The sequence below is a fragment of the Streptomyces sp. NRRL WC-3618 genome (assembly GCF_001280005.1).
Lineage (GTDB): Bacteria > Actinomycetota > Actinomycetes > Streptomycetales > Streptomycetaceae > Streptomyces.
Genome location: NZ_LGDW01000057.1, coordinates 1 through 19,441 on the forward strand (window position 1 = coordinate 1; position 19,441 = coordinate 19,441).

A 19,441-nucleotide genomic window follows, 5' to 3' on the forward strand; every position below is an offset into this window, starting at 1 on the left:
GTGGGAGCGCTCCCACCTCACTCCTTGTCGAAGCTAGCGCCACAAGGTGAAGATGTAAACGCCTGACGCACGGCTCCCACGGTCGCGGTGCGCCGCCCACGCGGACCGGGTGCGTCGCACACAGCACAGGGCCGCACCCCCGCCACCGGGGATGCGGCCCTCAACCGCCTTACCGAGCCGCTTACTTGCGGATCAGGTTGCGCAGCACGTACTGCATGATGCCGCCGTTGCGGTAGTAGTCGGCCTCACCGGGGGTGTCGATGCGGACGACCGCGTCGAACTCGACGCCCGTGTCGGTGGTCACCTTGACCGTGCGCGGGGTGGTGCCGTTGTTCAGCTCCTCGACGCCGGTGAAGGAGAAGGTCTCCTCGCCGGTGAGGCCGAGGGACGCGGCGCTGGCGCCCTCCGGGTACTGGAGCGGGAGCACGCCCATGCCGATGAGGTTCGAGCGGTGGATGCGCTCGTACGACTCGGCGATGACGGCCTTGACGCCGAGGAGCGCGGTGCCCTTGGCGGCCCAGTCGCGGGACGAGCCGGAGCCGTACTCCTTGCCGGCCAGGATGACCAGCGGGATGCCCTGCTCGATGTAGTTGCGCGAGGCGTCGTAGATGAACGCCACGGGCGCGCCCTCGACGGTGAAGTCGCGGGTGTAGCCGCCCTCGGTGCCCGGCGCGATCTGGTTGCGCAGGCGGATGTTGGCGAACGTACCGCGGATCATCACCTCGTGGTTGCCACGGCGGGAACCGTACGAGTTGAAGTCACGGCGCTCGACGCCGTGCTCCGTGAGGTACTTGCCACCGGGGGTGTCGGCCTTGATCGCGCCGGCCGGGGAGATGTGGTCGGTGGTGACCGAGTCGCCGAGCTTGGCGAGGACGCGGGCGCCGGCGATGTCCGAGACCGGGGTGGTCTCCATCGTCATGCCCTCGAAGTACGGGGGCTTGCGGACGTACGTCGACTGCGGGTCCCACTCGAAGGTGTTGCCCTCGGGGATCGACAGGGCCTGCCACTGGGCGTCGCCCGCGAAGACGTCGGAGTAGGACTTGGAGAACATGTCCTCGCCGATGGCGTTCGCCACGACGTCGTTGACCTCGGCCTCGGAGGGCCAGATGTCGGCCAGGAAGACCGGCTTGCCCTCCTGGTCCACACCGAGCGCGTCGCGCGTGATGTCCACCTTCATGGAACCCGCGAGGGCGTACGCGACGACCAGCGGCGGGGACGCCAGGTAGTTCATCTTGACGTCGGGGTTGATCCGGCCCTCGAAGTTGCGGTTGCCGGAGAGCACCGCGGTGACGGCCAGGTCGTGGTCGTTGACGGCCTTGGAGACCTCGTCCGGCAGCGGGCCGGAGTTGCCGATGCAGGTGGTGCAGCCGTAGCCGACGAGGTTGAAGCCGACCTTGTCGAGGTAGGGGGTGAGCCCCGCCTTGTCGAAGTAGTCGGTGACGACCTTGGAGCCCGGGGCGAGGGTGGTCTTGACCCACGGCTTGCGGGTCAGGCCCTTCTCCACGGCCTTCTTCGCGACGAGCGCGGCGGCCACCATGACGTACGGGTTCGAGGTGTTGGTGCAGGAGGTGATGGCCGCGACCGTCACCGCGCCGTGGTCGATCTCGTACGTCGAGCCGTCGGGGGCGGTCACGGTGACCGGGTTGGACGGGGCGCCGTTCGGCGCGATGGCCGGGGAGTCGGAGGCCGGGAAGGACTCCTGGCCGGCCTCGTCCACCGAGTCGACGTAGTTGCGGACGTCGACCTTGAACTGCTCGGCGGCGTTCGCGAGGACGATGCGGTCCTGCGGGCGCTTCGGGCCGGCGATGGAGGGGACGACCGTCGAGAGGTCGAGCTCCAGCTTCTCGGAGAAGTCGGGCTCGGCGGCCGGGTCGAGCCAGAGGCCCTGCTCCTTGGCGTACGCCTCGACGAGGGCGAGTTGCTGCTCGGGGCGGCCGGTGAGCTTGAGGTACTTGATGGTCTCGCCGTCGATCGGGAAGATCGCGGCGGTGGAACCGAACTCCGGCGACATGTTGCCGATGGTGGCGCGGTTCGCGAGGGAGGTGGCGGCCACGCCCTCGCCGTAGAACTCGACGAACTTGCCGACGACACCGTGCTTGCGGAGCATCTCCGTGATGGTCAGCACGAGGTCGGTGGCGGTGGTGCCGGGCGTCAGCTCACCGGTGAGCTTGAAGCCGACGACGCGCGGGATGAGCATCGAGACGGGCTGGCCCAGCATCGCGGCCTCGGCCTCGATACCGCCGACGCCCCAGCCGAGCACACCGAGGCCGTTGACCATGGTGGTGTGGGAGTCGGTGCCGACCAGGGTGTCGGGGTACGCCTGACCGTTGCGGACCATGACCGTACGGGCGAGGTGCTCGATGTTGACCTGGTGGACGATGCCGGTGCCGGGCGGGACGACCTTGAAGTCGTCGAACGCGGTCTGGCCCCAGCGCAGGAACTGGTAGCGCTCCTTGTTGCGGCCGTACTCCAGCTCGACGTTCTGCGCGAAGGCCTCGTTGGTGCCGAACTTGTCGGCGATCACGGAGTGGTCGATGACCATCTCGGCCGGAGAGAGCGGGTTGATCTTCGCCGGGTCACCGCCGAGCGCCTTGACGGCCTCACGCATGGTGGCGAGGTCCACGACACAGGGCACGCCGGTGAAGTCCTGCATGATCACGCGCGCCGGCGTGAACTGGATCTCCTGGCTGGGCTGCGCCTGCGAGTCCCAGCCGCCGACGGCCCGGATGTGGTCGGCGGTGATGTTCGCGCCGTCCTCGGTGCGGAGCAGGTTCTCCAGCAGCACCTTCAGGCTGTACGGAAGGCGAGCCGAGCCTTCCACCTTGTCCAGCCGGAAGATCTCGTACGACTCGTCGCCCACGCTGAGCGTGCTACGGGCGTCGAAGCTGTTCGCCGACACGACAGTCTCCTTCATTGATGTGCGCGTTCCACCGCATCCTGCCGCCAGGACGACTTGGCCGATCCGGTAAGGTCAGGCTAAGTTAGGCAAGCCTTAGTGGCACAGATATCTCGATGTCGAGATAACTCTAGTGCATGGGTGGCGAATGGTCATGCCCGGCCGCGGTGTGATGTGGCCATCACCGCGCCGATCCGGGGTAACCGACCTCTATGCCTCTCACCTTCCGCAAGAGCTTCCGGATCCTTCCCGGCGTGCGCCTGAACATCAACAAGGGCTCCTGGTCGATCACGACCGGCGGCGCCCACGGGCCGCGCCACACGCACAGCAGTACGGGGCGCCGTACGACGTCGATGGATCTGCCGGGACCCTTCGGGTGGCGCCGCACCCGTTCCGCCAAGCGCCGCTGACGGTACGTCACCCGCACGGAGTTCCCAGAAGGCGCCATCTCATATCTGAGATAACCTCGACCTCATGGCAGACGACTACCTCGTACGTATCGGCAAGCTCATCCGTGACGCCCGCCAGCACCGAGGCTGGACACAGACACAGCTCGCCGAGGCGCTCGGCACCAGCCAGAGCGCGGTCAACCGCATCGAGCGCGGCAATCAGAACATCAGCCTTGAGATGATCGCTCGAATCGGTGAAGCCCTCGACAGCGAGATCGTCTCGCTGGGATACGCGGGACCGATGCACCTGCGCGTGGTCGGCGGTCGTCGGCTGTCCGGCGCCATCGACGTCAAGACCAGCAAGAACGCCTGTGTCGCCCTGCTGTGCGCCTCGCTCCTCAACAAGGGGCGCACGGTGCTGCGCCGGGTCGCCCGCATCGAAGAGGTGTACCGCCTGATGGAGGTGCTCAACTCGATCGGCGTACGGACGCGGTGGATCAACGACGGCGTGGACCTGGAGATCGTGCCGCCGGCCGAGCTGGACATGGCGGCCATCGACGCCCAGGCCGCCCGCCGGACCCGCTCGATCATCATGTTCCTCGGCCCCCTGCTGCACCGCATGGACAGCTTCCGGCTGCCGTACGCGGGCGGCTGCGACCTCGGCACCAGGACCATCGAGCCGCACATGATCGCGCTGCGCCGGTTCGGGCTCGACATCGCGGCGACGGAGGGGCTCTACCACGCCCGCGTCGACCGTTCCGTCTCCCCCGGGCGCCCGATCGTGCTGACCGAGCGCGGCGACACCGTCACCGAGAACGCGCTGCTCGCCGCCGCCCGGCACGACGGTACGACCGTCATCCGCAACGCGTCCTCCAACTACATGGTCCAGGACCTGTGCTTCTTCCTGGAGGCGCTGGGCGTACGGATCGAGGGCGTCGGCACGACGACGCTCACCGTGCACGGCGTACCGACCATCGACGTCGACGTGGACTACTCACCCTCCGAGGACCCGGTCGAGGCGATGAGCCTGCTGACGGCGGCGGTCGTCACGGAGTCCGAGCTGACCGTGCGCCGGGTGCCGATCGAGTTCCTGGAGATCGAGCTGGCGGTCCTGGAGGAGATGGGACTCGATCACGACCGTACGCCGGAGTACTTCGCGGACAACGGCCGTACGCGACTGGTCGACCTGACCGTCCGGCCCTCCAAGTTGGAGGCGCCGATCGACAAGATCCACCCGATGCCGTTCCCGGGCCTGAACATCGACAACGTGCCGTTCTTCGCGGCCATCGCGGCCTCCGCCCAGGGCCAGACGCTCATCCACGACTGGGTCTACGACAACCGCGCGATCTACCTGACCGACCTGAACCGCCTCGGCGGACGCCTCCAGCTTCTCGACCCGCACCGGGTACTGGTCGAGGGCCCGACCCGCTGGCGAGCGGCCGAGATGATGTGCCCGCCCGCGCTGCGCCCGGCGGTGGTGGTCCTGCTGGCGATGATGTCGGCGGAGGGCACGTCCGTACTGCGCAACGTGTACGTCATCAACCGGGGGTACGAGGATCTGGCGGAGCGGCTGAACTCGGTGGGGGCGCAGATCGAGATCTTCCGGGACATCTGAACGGACGATGCCGCCGCACCCTGTCTGACCTGTATGAATGCGGCACAGGGAGGAGTGCGGCGGCATCTGTGGGACTTCTCTGGGACTTTGGGCCAGGACCGGGCTTCTGCCGGTCGGCCGGGCTACGCGAAGACCGCGTCGATGGCGGTGCTGCCGCGCGCACCGGCGCGGGGCAGGAAGGGCGCGTACTTCCGCAGCGTGAACCCGGGGTCCGAGTGGCCGAGCCACCGGGCCGGGGACACGACCGACTCGCCGGCCTCCAGTTGCTCGGAGGCGTAGAAGTGGCGGAGCGCATGGTAGCCGTGTTCTCGGGACGGCTCCCATACTCGGGCCCCGTCCAGGGCGCTCTCCTCCAGCGTGGCGATCACGCCAGCCCCGTCCAGGGCCGGCTTCCAGACGTAGGAGTTGAAGAAGTTCCGGTTGATCGCCTTGCGTTCGCGCCCGCACCAGGAGGTTGTACGTCCTCGGCCGCCGGTGCTTGGCCTCCACCGGCGTCTCGGCCGGGCGCGGGTCGTCCCACGCCATCGTGACCGGCACGGGTTCGAAGACCTCCATGTGCTGTCGTATGGCCTTGGCCACGCTTGAGGGCAGGGGCACGTCGCGGACCGCGGCCCTTGGGGAGCGCGAAGCACAGCTTCGTCCGCACCATCTTGATCTGGCGCCGGACGTGGACGACTTCCGTGTCGAAGTCGACGTCCTCAATGGACAGGCCGAACGCCTCTCCCTGCCGGAGTCCGAGGCCGGCTCCGATCTCGACGAGGACGCGATAGCGCTCGGACAGACTTGCCCGGACCGCCAGGACCCGGTCGGGCGGCCACGCCTCGACCCTGCCGGGCGCGGCTGCCGGAGGGCGGACCGTGCTTGCGCGACAGGGGTTGCGTGCGAGACTGCGGTCTTCGACGGCGGCCTGGAGCACGCCCGACAGCGTCGCCCAGACGAGACGGATCGACGTAGGGCCGAGGTCCTTCTCCAGCCGCTTCTTCCAGCCCCGCAACGCCCCCGTTCCGACGCTGGTCAGCGGCAGCGCACCGAGGTGCGGGACGATGTGCCGACGGACCCGCTGCTCGATGCGCTCGAGAGTGGACGGGTCGCCGCTCTGGGTGGGCCACCAGTGGGTCGCGATGTAGTCCTTGAGGGAGATGGCTCCGTCGCGTGGATCGACGAACTCGCCTCGGCGGGCGTCGGTCTGGGCCTGGGCGAGCCAGGTCTTGGCATCCTGGAGTGCGTCGAAGGACCGGTCCTTGACAGCGGGGATGCCCTTGACGCGGTAGCGGGTGCACTTGCCGTACATGGCCGTGCGCTCGCGTTTACCGGTCTTGATGTTGGGTCGCTTCTTGAGCCATCGGTCTTCTGTGTAGCCGGCCAGGTGGAGCTCCTTGAAGAAGGAGGCAGATGCGGCGCTCTAGGACGCGAGGGCGTCAGGTGCCTGGGATGCAGGCGCCCTGCTGCTGGGGTGCGGTACTCAGTGGGCTCAGCGCCGTGTTGGAGCGGGAGTCGGCCTGCTCCTGTTCGCGGATCCAGCTGTCGAGGGCTTCGCATCGGTACATGACACGGCCGCGAGGACCCATCCGGAAGCTCGGCGGGCCCTGCCGCCTGTGCCGCCAGACGTAGAGCGTGTGAGGTGAGAGGCCGAGGTATTCGGCGGCGTCCTTGACAGTCAGGAAGGCCGCGGCAGAGGCGAGCTGAGAGTGCACGGGCATGAGAACTTTCTGCGAGATACGAGCGAGGGCCCCGAGCGGGAGGAGAGGGCCGGGTTCCCCTCTCCCTCGGGATCCTGCGAGGGAGCGGCGCGGACGAGTCGTCACCACGGGGATATCGGCTCGCTCGTGGCGATCGTGGGCCTGGCGGTGGCGGTGTGGTCGGCATCCGGCTACGTCGCGGCCTTCATCCGTACCGCCAACGCCGTGTATGACACGCCGGAGGGACGCCCGGTGTGGAAGGTGCTGCCCGTCCGTCTCGGGGTGACGGTGGCGCTGCTCATCCTGGCGGTGGTCAGCGCACTGATCGTGGTGTTCACCGGCGGCTTGGCCCGCCAGGCGGGTGCTGCTCTGGGTGTCGGGGACACGGCGCTGACGGTGTGGTCGATCGCGAAGTGGCCGGTGCTGGTCGTGCTGGTCACGATCATGATCGCGCTTCTGCTCTGGACGACACCGAACGTGAAGGGCCGCGGCTTCAGGTGGGTCACCCCGGGCAGTTTCCTGGCCCTGGTGATCTGGGTGATTGCCTCGGCGGGTTCGCGTTCCACGTGGCGAACTTCGCCTCCTACAACAAGACCTACGGCACCCTCGCCGGGGTGATCGTCTTCCTGGTGTGGCTGTGGATCAGCAACATCGCGATCCTGCTCGGTCTGGAGTTCGACGCGGAGATGGCCCGCCAACGCGCCGTCGCCGGGGGTCTGCCCGAGGAGGAAGAGCCCTATGTCCCGCCCCGCGACACCCGTACGTGGAGCGAGGAAGACCGGCGCCGCCTCGAATGAGGTAATTGCCGAGGTCATCGAGTTAGGCGCTGCTCAGGACGGGAAGTCGCAGGTCATGAGAGTGCTGGCGGATCTTCGTGAGGGTGACCACCGGTTGACGTGGTGGGCGGCGTCGTGGCCGTCGACCTGCGTACGCCGGGTGCTGCCGGCGGTGGAGGAGAGTGCCGAGCACACCAAGCTGTGGTGGGGTTGCGCTGTGGCCCTGTCCGCCACCGGGTGGCGGGGGCGCAGGGCCGCGACCGCCGGCCTGGCGAGCATGGCCGTCGCGGAACTGGCCTCCAACTGTGTCCTCAAGCAGATGTGGCATCGGCGCCGGCCGCCGAAGGAATGGATCTCGCATCAGGAGGTCCATGACCGTCCCGACTCCTCGTCCTTCCCCTCCGGGCACACCGCCGCGGGTGTGGCGTTCAGCGCCTCAGTGGCAATGGTGTGGCCGTGGGCGGGCGCGGTGTGTGCCGTGCCGGCCGTCATGGTGGCCGCCGAACGCGTGCACACGGGCGCCCACTACCCCTCCGATGTCGCCGTCGGCACCGCGACCGGTCTGGCCGCAGCCGCCCTGGTACATCGTGCTCCCCGACTGGCCCGGCGCTTGCTGCTGTGACAGCCACAAGCCACGGAAACCGCAGGTCCCCTGGATGGTATGTCCGCTTCCGGGTACCCGGGCACTGCCATGCCTCGGTCCACGGGCCGACGCCTCCATCCAGGGCAAGGACTACTACCGGCAGCTGAGAAGGGCGGCAATCCATCATGAGTAATCAGGATTCCCACCGCGGCCCGAGCGGCTCGCAGGAGCCGGTGGGCGATCTGGTCCAGCGGGCGTCCCAGCAGCTGACGGAGCTGGTACGCGGGGAGATGCGGCTTGCGCAGGCGGAGATGAAGGAGAAGGGCAAGCGGTACGGCAAGGGCGGCGGCCTGTTCGGCGGGGCCGGTCTGGTCGGCTTCCTGACGGCGCAGGCTCTGGTCGCCACCGCCATCGCGGCGCTGGCTGTTCCGCTGCCGGTGTGGGCCGCGGCCCTGATCGTTACCGCCGTCCTCGGCGTGATCACCGCCGTTTTGGCCCTGACGGGCAAGAAGGAGGTCAGCCAGGCGGCACCGCCGGCGCCGCAGCAGACCATCGACAACGTCAAGGCCGATGTGGCCGAGATCAAGGAGAGTGCACAGCGATGACCCAGCCGCACGAAGAGCCCACCGCAGCCAGCCCCGAGCAGTTGCGCGAGCAGGTCGAGCAGACCCGCCAGGAGCTGGGGGAGACAGTGGAGGAACTGACCGCCAGGACGGACGTCAAGGCTCGCGCGCAGGAGAAGGCGACCGCGCTCAAGGAGCAGACGGGCGCCAAGGCTGCCGAGCTGACCGGGCAGGTCAAGGTAAAGGCTGCCGAGGCTGCGCATCTGGTGCAGGACAAGCTGCCCGACCCGGTCAAGGACAAGGCCACCGCAGCCGCCGACCAGCTGAAGGCCAAGGCCGGACAGGCCGGTCAGGTGTGGCAGGACAAGGCACCCGAACCGGTCCGCGCCAAGGCCCATCAGGGCGCCGAGGTCGCCCGCGACAACCGCGCCGTGCTGATCGTGGCCGGCGGCGTGGCGCTGGCCGCGTGGCTGCTGCTGCGCCGCCGTGGCAGGAGGTAACCGTGAAGGCATCGAAAGTCGCCTACAAACCGGTCGGCCTGGCACTCGGCGCGCTCAGCGGCGTGCTGGCCGGCGGGCTGTTCAAGCAGGTGTGGAAGAAGCTCGGCCATGACGAGGACGCCCCTGACGCCACCGACGAGGACCGCACCTGGCAGGAGGTCCTGCTCGCCGCAACCCTGCAGGGCGCGATCTTCGCCGGGGTCAAGGCCGCCGTCGACCGCGCAGGAGCCGCCGGCACCCGCCGCCTGACCGGGACCTGGCCCGGCTGATCCACCTGTCGGCGGGCGCCCCGCCCTCCCGGGTGCCGCGCACCGCCGGAGGTAGCACTCCCAGCTGGCCCGCAACGGTGAGAGGAATCCGTGACCGCACACCGCTCAGTGGCCGCTCTCACCGCCGCGGCCGTCACCGCCGCAGTGTTGCTGGCTCGATGGTGGGCGAGCTCCCGCCACAGTGCCGGCCGCGCCCACCGCCACAAAACTGGGGCGGCCGGAGACGACCGGGCGGGTGAACTCCACCCGGCGATGCCCGACTCTGCCTCCGACCACGCGCTGCGTGAGGCTGAAGAGCATCTCAGCCGGCACTGGAACCGGCTGCGATCGCTCTATCCCCGCCACCCCGACGACACCGCGCCCCACTGACCAGCAGCACCCGGCGGGTGAAGACGTCGCCCGTCGTAGGTCCCACAGCGATGGTTCCTAGAACGGGTGCTCCGCAGCGGGCGACTCGCCGAGAGAGCTGGCCGCCGCGGTTTCTTGTCCGTCAGCGGGAGCAACGCCCTTGGGGGGGTGTGCGGGCGGTCCCGCTCCGCGCCCGGCGTCGAATCGCGGACCGCCTGGCTGCCGGCCGACGCCGGGCAGCCGAAGCCTTGGAAAGCCGTCGCCCCGCACCGCAGCACCCGGTTATGCCGCGCCGGCGCCCCGCCGATGCCCGGACTCGTCGCCTGAATACGCCTGGGAGCCTGAGCGCGGAACGAGGGACAAATGGCGCTTGGTCCTGGCATGGCGTGCCGGCTGCGGGGGCGCCGTCTGCCCGAGTAGCCATTCCTCATAGCGCCCCAGGGCCAGGACAAGGCACATCAGACCGGGGGCAGCAGGAGGGCGGCGAAGACCACGACATTTCCTCTCGGAATGGCGTTCCGTTCGGGTAGCCCGGCTCGACCAGACGGAAAGCCGGGCGGCGTGGAGGAAGTGTGGCTGTCAGGTGCAGACGGCGTACCGGGCGGCTGGCTGTCGGTGGACGTCAGGCATGTAATCGCCGTGGCGGTGCAGGCGGGAAGTATGAGGTGTGTCATCTACCGTGAGCCGCCGGGCGAGCCCGAGCAGGTGGACTGCCGACAGGTCGACGGTGGCCGTACGGCGGTGCTGGACAGCCTGAAGCGAGTGGGGGAAGGCGAGTTCTGCTGGGTGCATCTCGACGACCCCGGCCCAGGCGATCTGGAAGAACTGGCGGGCCCTCTGGGGCTGCATCCGCTGGCGGTCGAGGATGCCGGCGAGGCTCACCAGCGGCCCAAGCGAGAGCGGTACGGAGACGTGCTCGCGGTGGCGCTGAAGACGCTGTGGTATGTCAAGGACGGCTGCGAGGTGGAGACCGGCGAGGTGATGGTCTTCACCGGTCCCCGGTTCGCCCTGACCGTCCGTCATGGCCCGGCCGATCCCACGGTCGAGGCGGCCCGGCGGCTCGGTGAGGATCCGCAGATGCTGCGGTTGGGGCCCGTTGCCGTGCTGCACGCCGTCCTGGACACGGTGGTCGACTCCTACACCGAGGCCGCCGTGCAGGTCCGTACCGACCTGACCGCGCTGGAGCGCAGCGTGTTTTCCCCGGAGCGCGAGGACCTCACGGAGGGCATCTACTCCCTCAAACGGGAGGTCCTGGAATTCCGTGACGCCGTCCAGCCCCTGGTCCCGGTGGTGCAGGACTTCGCCGGCCCCCACGCGGGGTGGCCCGAGGAGATGCTGCCGTACTTCCGCGACATCGCCGACCACATGCACCGCACCGACACCGAGGTGCGCTCCCTGGACGAGCTGCTCAACTCCGCCCTCGACGCCCACCTCGCGCGCGTGGGAACCTGGCAGAACGACGACATGCGCCGCATCTCCGCCTGGGCCGCGATCCTGGCCACCCCCACCCTCGTCGCCGGGATCTACGGCATGAACTTCGCCCACATGCCGGAACTGAGCTGGACGTACGGATACCCGCTAGCCATCGCCGTGATGGCCGGCGCCTGCGCCCTGCTGCACCGGACCTTCCGCCGCAACGGCTGGCTGTGAACGCCGGACACCGCCTAGTCCGACGGTGGTGAGGCGACACCACCGCCGGCGCAGCCCTCAAAGCGGTCAGTTCGGGACGAGCTGATCGGCCAGACGGCGGGCCTGGGCAAGCAGCGCGCCGTACGTCGCCAGTGCCTCAGGATCGTCTGCCACGGCATCGGGCAGCCGCCGGTGGAGCTCGTCCAGGCTGCGGCGCAGCTCCTTGACAGCCTCGTGCAGAGCCCCGTCGGCGGACTGCTCAATGCCGCTGCCTGCGAACCGGGTCTGGCCGTAGAGACCGATCGCGCGTGCGGTGTGGCGCAAGAAGTCGGCGTAGGCGCCGGTGATCTGAGGGCCGGGGCGAGCTTCCTTGTCGTTGTGGTTCGCGGTCTCCAGCACGGTGCGGGTCACGCCTGCGGTGTGCACGGCGACATGGTCCAGTACGGCCAGCGCATCGTCGTACGCCTTGCCGGGCGGGGTGACGGCACCCGTACCGTGCCCGCGGTGATTGCCCCGCATGCTTTCGCGGCTCCAGCCGATCGCAGAGCGGGCCTGATCGACCAGGCGTCCCAGCCGCAGCGCGCGCTCGTGCCACTCCCCGGCCGCCTGAGTGTTCCACTCACCGTCGTCCAGCCCTTCGGCCACCGCTTCCAGGATCTCCTGCGCCTCGCGGGCGGCGTCCTGGAGAGCGGCACGGGTGTCACGCAGGTACACCGGGGGCCGGATCAATGCGTTGACCGCGATGCCGACCACCGCTCCGAAGACCGCCTCCGCGATGCGTGCGCCCGAGGAAGCGACAGAGACCTGACCGCCGGTCAGCACGAACAACGCGCCGGTGGCGGCGTAGATGCCCTGGCTGCCCAGGCGCTGCCACTGCGCCAGCAGCAGCACCGCCGGAAGCACGACAACCATCGTGGCCATCGTGCTGTGCAGCACCAACGCGACGGCCGTCGCCACCACGGTGCCCACCGCGATCGCCACCAACTGCTGCAGACCGTGTGCGAGCGACCGGTACACCGTCGACTCCACCAGCACGACTGCCACCCACGGAGCGACGAACGCCATAGGAGCCTGCAACCACCAGCCCGCCACCGCCCACGCCACACAGGCGGCCAGCGCCGCCTTGCCGGCCTGCACCATCAGATCGCGTTCACGGCCCGGTTCCGTCCACGCCCGCCGCACCGCCCCCACAGCAGCCCCGCCATGACGCCGAACCGCCCCTGTTGCCCCACCAGTCCACTCCATGGACAGCAACTGCCACACCAGCAACGACAGATGCGCCCCTGTGAGCACCTTCACGGCGAACGACGAGGGCAAACGGCACCGGCCCACACGACAACGCCGCCTCACCCGCCGTTTCGGTTCAGACGTGGGCTATGGAGCCGATTGAAGTCCTGACCTCTGTCAACAACGGTTCCCCCACAGACCCTGGCAGTCTCGCGGCACCGTTACCGCCTCTCCGTAAGGTCGTTCTCGCAACGCCCCGCGCGCACGGCGGCCAGCGCCTCGGACGGGACTCGTCCTCCATCAGCCACACACAACACCACGCACGGTCCACCCGCTTCCAGGCCCAGCGGTCAGGTGCGGGAGAGAGCGAAGGAGACGAGGAAGCCGCTCACCGTGATCAGTCCAATAGCCAGGTGGGCATCGTTGAACGCCTCGGGAATCATCGTGTCGGCGACCATGGCGAGGATCGCCCCGGCCGCCACCGCGGTCACCGCGGCGATCACGGCGGGGGAGAAGGAACCGACCACCGCGTAACCGAGAACGGCCGACACCGTGCTGGCCGCCGCGATCGCCGCCCAGACACCGAAGACGTAGCCCCGACTGCGGCCGGCCTTCTTCATCCCCGCCGAACTGGAAAGCCCTTCGGGAACATTGCTGATGAACACCGCCGCCACCGTCACCAAACTCACCGCGCCGCCATCCAGCAGGCTGACGCCGATGACCGCAGACTCCGGCACGCCGTCGAGCAGTGCGCCGAGCGCGAGCGCGCTCCCGGACCCGCCCTGCTCGGACTCCGAGGGCTGCGCCTCCGCCCTTTCGTGACCGGAGCGCTTACGGTGGCGCGCTCCCCGATGGGCCAGCCATACGTTGCCCCCGGTGTAGGCGAAGGCGCCGATGAGGGTGCCGACGATCGCGGGAGCAAGCCCCGCCTGGTCGTACGCCTCTCCCACCAGCTCGAAGGACACCGCCGAGATGAGCACTCCGGCCCCGAAGGCCATCACGCTCGCGATCACCTTCTGCGGGATCCGTAGCCCGTACCCCAGCGCAGCACCGAGCAGCAGCGCCGAGCCCGCCACCAGCCCCCACAGTCCAGCCTCTACCACTTCAGCCATGGCGACCCGTCTACCCGCTATGGATGTGGATCAACGGGCAACCGGCACGCCGTGCGAACAGCGATGAGCCATACACCCGCGCAGAAAGGGAAGACGACATAGATCGGCACCTGACGCTGGTCCGGCAAGCCCACGTGGCAGGCACTCACCGGCACTGATCCGACCCACCCGCGGGCAAGGAGAGTCACCAATGCACGATCTGGCCCACCTGCTGCAAGACGCGATGAACCGAAGCCACATGAGTACCGAAACCGTGGCCCACGCCACAGGCATCCGCACCCCTCGCATCAGGGCCTTCCTCCAAGACGGGGCCACTGGGCCCATTCGCCCGACGCAGGAAGAACTTGAGGAACTCGCCGAGCTTCTGGCTCTGCCGCAGACGGAAGTACGCGAAGGATCCCGGCGGCATCCCACCCACGCCATGCACGATGCTGTGCCGAGCTGAGCTTGACTCTGAAGCTCCTGGCATGAGCCGTTCGGGGCGTCGAAGCCGGCCCGCGCGTACGTGTCGCCGCCGACCTGGGAGTATACGACTGTCGCGTGCGCGGCGGCAGTCCAGTCATGCGTGCATGCAGGCGCAGGTGCCCTCGGAGGAGCCGGTCGCCATGCCGCTGTTCATCCCGGAAGACTGAACTGATTGAGGCGCACCAACCCGTCCGCTGTGCCGCCTCCGTTGCACGAGTAGGTGCCGGACACCGCGACGTTGACACCGCTGATCAGGGTGGCGTCTGGGTTAACCGTCAGGGATCCCTCTAGAGCCTGGTCTGACTCGCCGCAGCCATCACGAGGCTGGCGAGCAACGCTCCCGCCTCCCCTCCACGGACGGCACCCTTGCCATCGAGCGGACGGGGGCCCGCGCAGGCGTTCCCAGTCACGGTGGTAAACGATCTCCGGTCCGGAATTTCAAGGACCAGCCATGTGGACTTGAGAACCCGTACCGCCCCGGGCGGAATCGCAGTTCACGCCGAAGCCGCCGAAGACGCCCTGCGCGTACCGCAATCCGGGACAGCTGACTCCCGACGGGCCGCTCCGTCAAGGGATGAAGGTCGCGATCACCGGGGAGACCGCCCATGCCCGGGCGGAGCTGGTCGGGCGGGCGGTTGCCGCCGGACTGAACATGATGTCCTCCGTCAGCCGCCACACCAGCGCGCTGGTCACCAACGAACCGGCGTCCGATTCGGCAAAGGCCCGACGGGCACTGGCCGAGAGCGTGCCGGTCATCGACGAGCACACCTTCCTGCGGCTGCTGGCCGACGTACGGCCGGGGGCAGCGCATGAGGCGACGGCCGTCGTGGTTGCCCCGGTCGCTGAGCCGGAAGCAGAACCGGTCGTCGGACCCGTGGAGCCGGTGTCCGCCACAAGCTCTGCCACGCCTGTCCCGGAACCAGCAGCCCTTCCCACGGGCACCCCCGGGGTGTCCGTAGCCGCTCCGCGCCAACCGGTGCCCTCGGCCCACACCTTGGCCAAGCCGCTGGCGGCGCGTCGTGTGCTGGTGCTGGGTGGTGTCCATGTCGATGCCGCGGCGGCCCGTACCCGTGTCGTCGAGCTGGGCGGGTCCGCGGCGGTCAACCTGTCCGCCAGTGTCACCGACGTCGTACTCCTACCGGACGGGGAGGGCGACCGGCGTATGGGTCGCATCACCGCCCTTGGTCTCCCTGTGCACGACCTCCACTGGCTCACCGCTCCGACCGCTGCGAACCAGGGCGCTTCGGCTCCGCTCCGGCCCTGGGAGCCGCACGTGATGCCGAGAGGCGGCGTCATCGATCTGCCCATGCCGCACGGCAGGCCCGCGCCGGAGTGGCATGTCACCGCCGGCTGGGCCCCGCAGACCGACTGCGAGATCGACATCGTCGCCTTCCTCCTCGACGAGGACGAACAGGTCACCTTCGACGAGGACTTCATCTTCTACGGAGCCCCCGAGAGCCCCGCCGGGACAGTGCGGCTGCTGACCGGCGGCCCCGCCGAACAGACCATCACCCTCAACCTGGCGTCCCTGCCACCCGCGACGCGCAAGGTCGTCGTCGCCGCGGCCATTGACGGCGCCGCCACCTTCGGAACGGTCGGCGCGATCCAGATCGCCGCCGCACCCGGCGACAGCGGGGCGCCACTCACCCGCGCCACCCTGGACGCCGCCACCACCGAACGCACCATGCTGCTCGCGGAGATCTACCGCAGAGGCCCGGTCTGGCGCATGCGTGCCATCGGCCAGGGTTACGACCACGGCCTCGAAGCCCTCGCACGCGGATACGGGGTCGATATCGCCGACTGAACGATGGTGGCCGGAGCGGAGGTCCGTGCGTCTCTGGATCAGGTCCGGCGACGCGGCGCGGGCAAGGAACCAGGCTTGGGAACCGGCATGCTCGGGGGCCGCCCAGTGGGCAGTCGCTGGGGTCCTTCGATGCGCTGCTGAAGTTCGGCGAGCTGGACTGTGATGCAGCGGGCGTAGGTGGCGAGCAGGACGGGGACGCTGTTGCCGGCCCACTCGGCGACCTGGGCGGGTGGGATGCCGTTGTTGAGCCAGGTGGTCAGGCAGGTGTGGCGCAGGTCGTAGACGCGCTTGCCGACCGGGGACTCGTATTCGTGCTCCGGCAGGACCGCCTTGCGGGCCTTGTTCCAGGTTCGGCGGAAGACCGATCCCGGCCAGCAGTCCGCCCTTCTCACCGGGGAAGAGCAGGTCGCCGGGCTGGAGGCCGTCCTGCTTGATCAAGTCACGGAGGACGGCGACGAGTGCGGGGTGGGCGGGGACGGGGCGGGTGTCGCCCTCGGCGCGGCCCTTGAGGTCGCGGGTCTCGTGGACGCGGCCGTCGTCGGTCCAGTGGCTGCCGACGTCGGCTCGGTGACCTTCCTCGGCTCCTCGACGGGGACCGGTCCCCGCAACAGACCCCGGCCTCCGAGGGTCCGGTCCCCGCACAGCTCAGCGGGACGGTCCCCGTGACACACCGTCAGGGGGACCGTCCCGCTGACGGTCCGTCGGGGACCGTCCCTCGCGGGACGGTGCAAGAGCCGGCATGGACGGTGACAGGACCGGATCGCTCCGGGAAACCCCTGCTCAGGACGCTACGAGGCCGGTCCCTACAACGGTCCCCGACTGCGGGGACCGGTCCCACAACCGACCCTGGTACGTTGGGGACGCGCTCCAGTTCCGGCAGCGGACGGTCCACGACAATGCGGCCGGTGGCCAGTTGCTGTGCGGTGACCGCCAGGGCCGCCGCGCCGCCCACATCGATGAACAGCAGGCCGGACAGTTCCACGAAGGAGACGTCCCCGTGGGCGCTCGCGAGATCGGCCAGGGCCTGTTCCCAGGAGGAACGGGTGATCACGTTGATCTCTCCGGTGGCACGAATTCCTGGGCGCCCGGACAACGGGCGGATCTCCAGCACCGGGCCGCCACGCGACAGCGCCGGCCCGAGGGCCGTCGCGAAGCCCAGGACTACGGGCGCTCCGTCGGGGTCCCGGAACAGCAACTCGACTGGCAGGACTGACCTAGGGCTCCGCGAGAGCGGAGCCCTACTCCCAGCACCTGGGGAACATAACCATCCACAGATCGCGCCGGTCCGCCACTGGAGCCGCGCCAGGGCTACGGCCCGGAGCCGGTCCCTGTTGAGGTGCCGGGGTTCCCTGGCCGGCACAGGTGCCGACCCCGGACCTGACCGGACGCCTACCCTCACGGAGATCGGCGATGCGGCCGGCCGTGTGGACAGAACGTGAGAGATACCCGGACACAGCGGTGGGGGCGCACCGGTGATCAGTGCACCCCCAACCGTACCTGGCGTCCTGGCAACGCGTCTTACCAGCGATACCAGCGACCACGCGTCCCGCTCGGTCCGGTGGAGCGGGCGAGGAAGCCGACCAGCCAGACCACCAGGACGATCACGGCGATCCACCACAGGGCCTTGAGAGCGAACCCGGCACCGAAGAGGATCAGGGCGAGCAGCAGAACCAGTATCAGGGGAACCATAGTTATCTACCTCCGTCCCGCCGTGTGCCCCGGCTCGATCTCCGTACACGCCGAAAATTTATGTGTTTCTTATCTGTCGCACGGGGCAGCCGTCAGGCTGCCCGTGGCCGTCTCCGCCGCAGACCAAGCTGTCCGCACCGTTGGGGATGCGCATCGCGGCGATGCATCGCCTTCCGGGAAGAGGGCCGGAGAGTCAGCCCCGCTGGGCCTCGCTTCTTTGATCGGCACGGTCGCCGACTGATCCCGCGGCCCAGCCCCGGAGCGTGAACTGCCGATGCTGGGAGTGCCGTCGAAGGCATCCGCATCACTGTCCCCAGTCGGCTTCATCTCGGAGAGTCCCGGGTGGCTGACATGTGGGGCGGCCACCGCCTATTCGGGTGGCGACAACCGCCGTGCGCAAGGAGCGAGGTTCTCCCCCTCTCACACCCGCGTCCCACCACGACCTCCGAGGAGAACGTCCGTCCAGGTGACCACGGCTTCACGGCGGACCCCGGCGGCGGCCGCAACGACGCATCAGCCGCAATCAGCTGGGGAATTGCGCTCCTGACGGGGCTGTACCGGCGGCCCGGTGACGGCGAGCGCATATGCCGACTGTGCGACCGGGGCGTTTGCGTCCGGGACGGTGCGTCCTGCCCGGTGGGTGAGGCGGACCGGGGCCACCGAGTGGCCCAGGATCGTGACCATGGGTGAACTGCTCGCGCTGCTGTCCGCTCTGTGTTTCGGCATCACGCACTTCGTCAACGGCTTGGTCTCGCGCAGACACGACGGGCTGACTGAGTGCTTGAACCCTCCGTGCGGCATCTCGGCGGCGACCGGGATGTGACAGTTGATCCAGACACAGCCCGCATCGATCTTCCGGGCCGTGGTCATCGCGCGTCGATGGTCCCGCGTCCAGACCGAGGACGCGAGACCGTAGCGCACACCGTTGGCGAGGCGGATCGCTTCTTCGTCACCGCTGGACGGCTGGACGGTGATGACCGGCCCAAAGATCTCCTCCTGGACGGCCCGGTCCTCCTGCCGCAGACCCGTCACCACGGTGGGCTGGTGGAAGTACCCCTGTCCCGGCAGGGCCTCGCCCCCGGTGACCACCTGAGCGTGCGAGGGAGGGTTTCGGAGATGGTCCTGGACCCGGGACAGCTGCGCGGCGCTGTTCAGCGGGCCGTAGAAGACCGTCGGGTCGTCGGGAGCTCCGGTGGTGAGACCCTTGGCCTCCTGCGTGAGCACCGCCACGAACTCGTCGTGCACGGACTGGTCCACGATGACCCGGCAGGCCGAGGCGCAGTCCTGTCCGGCGTTGAAGAAGGCTGCCTGGGCGATGCCCTGGGCCGCCCGGGCCAGATCGGCATCGGCGGCCACCACGACCGGTGCTTTGCCGCCCAGTTCCAAATGCAGGCGTTTGACATCGGCAGCAGCGGTCCCGGCCACCTCGGTTCCGGCGCGGACGCTGCCGGTGACCGACACCATGGCCGGCACAGGATGCCTGACGAGCCGGCGTCCTGTTTCCCGGGAGCCGCAGACGACGTTGAACACGCCGTCGGGCAGGAACTCGGCGGCCAGTTCGGCGAGCATCAACGTCGTCAGAGGCGTGGTGTCGGAGGGCTTCAGTACCACCGTGTTACCCGCCGCGACAGCGGGCGCGAACTTCCACACGGCCATCATCAGCGGGTAGTTCCATGGGGTGACCTGGGCACATACTCCCAGCGGCTCGCGGCGCACGAACGAGGTGTGCTCCGCGATGTACTCCCCCGCCGACTTGCCCTCCAGGAAGCGTGCGGCTCCCGCGAAGAAGCGGATCTGGTCGATCATCGGGCCCATTTCCTCGGCCGCCGTGACATGCAGAGGCTTGCCTGTATGGATCGCCTCCGCGCGGACGAAGTCGTCGGCGCGGCGCTCCAGA

Annotated in this window: 19 protein-coding genes and 2 pseudogenes; 12 read left to right on the top strand and 9 right to left on the bottom strand. The window is 69.0% G+C overall.

What is annotated here, in order from left to right; genetic code table 11:
- Window positions 1-181 precede the first annotated feature (181 nt).
- On the bottom strand, window positions 182-2,899 hold the full coding sequence (gene acnA, locus ADL01_RS08270; RefSeq protein ID WP_053741267.1) for an aconitate hydratase AcnA: 2,718 nt from the start codon (window positions 2,897-2,899) through the stop codon (window positions 182-184).
- 209 nt (window positions 2,900-3,108) lie between these two features.
- On the opposite strand from acnA, the gene ADL01_RS08275 reads away from it, so the two are divergent.
- Entirely contained in the window at window positions 3,109-3,306 is a 198-nt protein-coding gene (locus ADL01_RS08275; RefSeq protein ID WP_053741256.1) for a DUF4236 domain-containing protein, read from the top strand.
- A gap of 64 nt (window positions 3,307-3,370) precedes the next feature.
- Window positions 3,371-4,900 carry a helix-turn-helix domain-containing protein gene (locus tag ADL01_RS08280; protein WP_053741257.1) on the top strand — a complete coding sequence of 510 codons (1,530 nt, stop codon included), beginning with the start codon at window positions 3,371-3,373 and terminating at the stop codon, window positions 4,898-4,900.
- 122 nt (window positions 4,901-5,022) lie between these two features.
- Here ADL01_RS08280 and ADL01_RS45885 read toward each other — a convergent pair whose 3' ends face one another.
- The 3 genes from ADL01_RS45885 to ADL01_RS08290 all read right to left on the bottom strand — a co-directional run bounded on the left by ADL01_RS45885 (window position 5,023) and on the right by ADL01_RS08290 (window position 6,600).
- On the bottom strand, window positions 5,023-5,268 hold the full coding sequence (locus tag ADL01_RS45885; RefSeq protein ID WP_234354550.1) for a hypothetical protein: 246 nt from the start codon (window positions 5,266-5,268) through the stop codon (window positions 5,023-5,025).
- A complete protein-coding gene (locus ADL01_RS45890) occupies window positions 5,265-6,191 on the bottom strand; it encodes a site-specific integrase (protein ID WP_234354551.1) in 927 nt (308 codons plus the stop codon). Before ADL01_RS45890 ends, ADL01_RS45885 begins: the two co-directional genes overlap by 4 nt.
- A 127-nt stretch (window positions 6,192-6,318) precedes the next feature.
- On the bottom strand, window positions 6,319-6,600 hold the full coding sequence (locus ADL01_RS08290; protein ID WP_053741258.1) for a helix-turn-helix domain-containing protein: 282 nt from the start codon (window positions 6,598-6,600) through the stop codon (window positions 6,319-6,321).
- Between the two features lie 114 nt (window positions 6,601-6,714).
- Between ADL01_RS08290 and ADL01_RS08295 the strand changes: the two are divergent.
- From ADL01_RS08295 to ADL01_RS08320, 7 genes and pseudogenes are all read left to right on the top strand, one after another.
- Window positions 6,715-7,376, top strand: a pseudogene (locus tag ADL01_RS08295) (YihY/virulence factor BrkB family protein); the annotation flags it as partial.
- 55 nt (window positions 7,377-7,431) lie between these two features.
- Entirely contained in the window at window positions 7,432-7,977 is a 546-nt protein-coding gene (locus ADL01_RS08300) for a phosphatase PAP2 family protein (RefSeq protein ID WP_053741259.1), read from the top strand.
- A 146-nt stretch (window positions 7,978-8,123) separates the two neighbouring features.
- Window positions 8,124-8,543 carry a phage holin family protein gene (locus ADL01_RS08305; protein ID WP_053741260.1) on the top strand — a complete coding sequence of 140 codons (420 nt, stop codon included), beginning with the start codon at window positions 8,124-8,126 and terminating at the stop codon, window positions 8,541-8,543.
- Window positions 8,540-9,001, top strand: a complete 462-nt coding sequence (locus tag ADL01_RS08310) for a DUF3618 domain-containing protein (protein ID WP_053741261.1) — start codon at window positions 8,540-8,542, stop codon at window positions 8,999-9,001. The genes ADL01_RS08305 and ADL01_RS08310 overlap by 4 nt, the downstream gene beginning before the upstream one ends.
- A gap of 2 nt (window positions 9,002-9,003) precedes the next feature.
- On the top strand, window positions 9,004-9,270 hold the full coding sequence (locus ADL01_RS08315; RefSeq protein WP_053741262.1) for a DUF4235 domain-containing protein: 267 nt from the start codon (window positions 9,004-9,006) through the stop codon (window positions 9,268-9,270).
- 90 nt (window positions 9,271-9,360) lie between these two features.
- Window positions 9,361-9,639, top strand: a complete 279-nt coding sequence (locus tag ADL01_RS44580; protein ID WP_159049481.1) for a hypothetical protein — start codon at window positions 9,361-9,363, stop codon at window positions 9,637-9,639.
- Between the two features lie 639 nt (window positions 9,640-10,278).
- Window positions 10,279-11,268: a magnesium and cobalt transport protein CorA gene (locus tag ADL01_RS08320; RefSeq protein WP_053741268.1), complete on the top strand. Its 990-nt coding sequence runs from the start codon at window positions 10,279-10,281 to the stop codon at window positions 11,266-11,268.
- 66 nt (window positions 11,269-11,334) lie between these two features.
- On the opposite strand, the gene ADL01_RS08325 is transcribed toward ADL01_RS08320, so the two are convergent.
- Window positions 11,335-12,492, bottom strand: coding sequence for an FUSC family protein (locus ADL01_RS08325; protein ID WP_053741269.1), 1,158 nt, complete (start codon window positions 12,490-12,492; stop codon window positions 11,335-11,337).
- Between the two features lie 332 nt (window positions 12,493-12,824).
- Window positions 12,825-13,586, bottom strand: a complete 762-nt coding sequence (locus tag ADL01_RS08330; RefSeq protein ID WP_053741263.1) for a ZIP family metal transporter — start codon at window positions 13,584-13,586, stop codon at window positions 12,825-12,827.
- Window positions 13,587-13,776: 190 nt separating this feature from the next.
- On the opposite strand from ADL01_RS08330, the gene ADL01_RS08335 reads away from it, so the two are divergent.
- A complete protein-coding gene (locus ADL01_RS08335) occupies window positions 13,777-14,031 on the top strand; it encodes a helix-turn-helix domain-containing protein (protein WP_053741264.1) in 255 nt (84 codons plus the stop codon).
- A gap of 492 nt (window positions 14,032-14,523) precedes the next feature.
- Window positions 14,524-15,855, top strand: a pseudogene (locus tag ADL01_RS08340) (TerD family protein); the annotation flags it as partial.
- Between the two features lie 38 nt (window positions 15,856-15,893).
- Here the strand turns inward: ADL01_RS08340 and ADL01_RS45895 are convergent.
- A complete protein-coding gene (locus tag ADL01_RS45895) occupies window positions 15,894-16,247 on the bottom strand; it encodes a hypothetical protein (protein ID WP_234354552.1) in 354 nt (117 codons plus the stop codon).
- 605 nt (window positions 16,248-16,852) lie between these two features.
- On the opposite strand from ADL01_RS45895, the gene ADL01_RS44585 reads away from it, so the two are divergent.
- Window positions 16,853-17,068, top strand: a complete 216-nt coding sequence (locus ADL01_RS44585; RefSeq protein WP_159049482.1) for a hypothetical protein — start codon at window positions 16,853-16,855, stop codon at window positions 17,066-17,068.
- 305 nt (window positions 17,069-17,373) lie between these two features.
- Here the strand turns inward: ADL01_RS44585 and ADL01_RS08355 are convergent, their stop codons facing one another.
- The gene (locus ADL01_RS08355) at window positions 17,374-17,544 is read right to left on the bottom strand and encodes a DUF5670 family protein (RefSeq protein ID WP_053741266.1); all 171 of its coding nucleotides are present in this window, start codon (window positions 17,542-17,544) and stop codon (window positions 17,374-17,376) included.
- A gap of 513 nt (window positions 17,545-18,057) precedes the next feature.
- Window positions 18,058-19,441, bottom strand: a 1,384-nt coding sequence (locus tag ADL01_RS08360; RefSeq protein ID WP_234354553.1) for an aldehyde dehydrogenase family protein, incomplete at its 5' end; no start/stop codon positions are given.